At 54.0% G+C, this 1,422-nt stretch carries 2 protein-coding genes; one reads left to right on the top strand and one right to left on the bottom strand.

Going from position 1 to position 1,422, the window contains the following annotated elements:
- Positions 1 to 50: 50 nt before the first annotated feature.
- Positions 51 to 470, bottom strand: a complete 420-nt coding sequence (locus tag ACW9JC_RS30270) for an NINE protein (protein WP_457459656.1) — start codon at positions 468 to 470, stop codon at positions 51 to 53.
- Positions 471 to 719: 249 nt separating this feature from the next.
- On the opposite strand from ACW9JC_RS30270, the gene ACW9JC_RS30275 reads away from it, so the two are divergent.
- A complete protein-coding gene (locus tag ACW9JC_RS30275) occupies positions 720 to 1,340 on the top strand; it encodes a C40 family peptidase (RefSeq protein WP_338583679.1) in 621 nt (206 codons plus the stop codon).
- The last annotated feature ends 82 nt before the right edge of the window (positions 1,341 to 1,422 follow it).

Consider the following 1,422-nt stretch of genomic DNA (forward strand, 5'->3'; position numbering starts at 1 on the left):
CACATGTCCCGATGTAGGAGCTGCCGCAGGCTGCGATCTTTTGATCTTGCTTAACGGCGCTGGGCGTTACGTACGGAAACCTGATCGTTCAACGTCCAGAAGTCATACAGCACCCCCAGAAAGAACACCCCGCCCGTCACCAGGTACAGCAACCCGCTGATCCACTTCCCCTGATACATCCGGTGCACGCCGAGCACGCCGAGAAACGTCAGCAGAATCCACGCCACGTTGTACTCGATGGGACCTGCGGTAAACCGCAAATCCGCTTCACGGTCCATGGCCGGGATCAGGAACAGGTCGATCAACCAGCCAATCCCCAATAATCCGAAGGTGAAGAACCAGATCGTCCCGGTCACCGGCTTGCCGTAATAGAAGCGGTGAGCACCGGTAAAACCGAAAATCCACAGCAGATAACCAATCACTTTACTGTGCGTGTCTTGATGCGGAACGGGCGATTGATAGGTGTTCATGGATGACCTCGATTCACACGATAGATAAATATTCTTTAAATCTTTGTGACTTTTTTACGAGCAGCCGACGTATGGCAAATGCTACCGTCACGTCCGTCAAAGCCTTGCAGCACTTGAGTTCTGTCCGACAATTGCGTCCTTTTTCCGCTTGTTTGGTTCCGTTAGAACCAAGTGGAATCGACAAACGGCCTCGGAATGCTAAAAAAAGCTGTTATAAAGTTTCGCGCTAACCCATACGAGCCTTGCCTAATGCGTCCATTTTTCAAGACATGGCTAACCATTTGCCTATTATTGCCACTGGCCGCCCACGCCACCAATCGTGAGCAACGTCTTCCGAACGTTAATGGTTACACCCCAAAATCCCATGCTTCTGCTCCTTCGAGCAAAAGCAAGAAATCGCTCAAGACTGCACCGCAACTGAGCAGCAGCAAAAGCAGCCTGGTGCCACCTATGGCGACCAAGGAAAGCAGCAACGTGCTGAGCCGCGCGGTGAACGTCCTCGGTACGCCGTACCGTTGGGGCGGCAGCAGCCCGAGCAAAGGCTTCGATTGCAGCGGCCTGGTGAAATACGCGTTCAACGACGCCACGTTTGACCTGCCACGTACGTCCAACGCCATGGCCAGCGGTCACGGCGAGAAGGTCGATCGCAACGATTTGAAACCGGGCGACCTGATTTTCTTCAACATCAAGAGCCGTCGAGTCAACCACGTTGCCATCTACCTGGGCAACGACCGCTTCATCCACGCGCCTCGCCGTGGCAAGTCGGTGACCATCGACACCTTGAAGAAACCGTACTGGGAACAACATTACGTCGTTGCCAAGCGGGTTCTGCCGAAAGAACAGAATGCGTTGCGGGTTGTTCAGCGCTGATCTCAGCGTTTGGAATCTACTTCGCACATGACGCCCTCATCGCGAGCAAGCTCGCTCCCACAGGAGTGATGCAGTCCATGTG

It is taken from the genome of Pseudomonas sp. SDO5591_S426 (assembly GCF_054070755.1).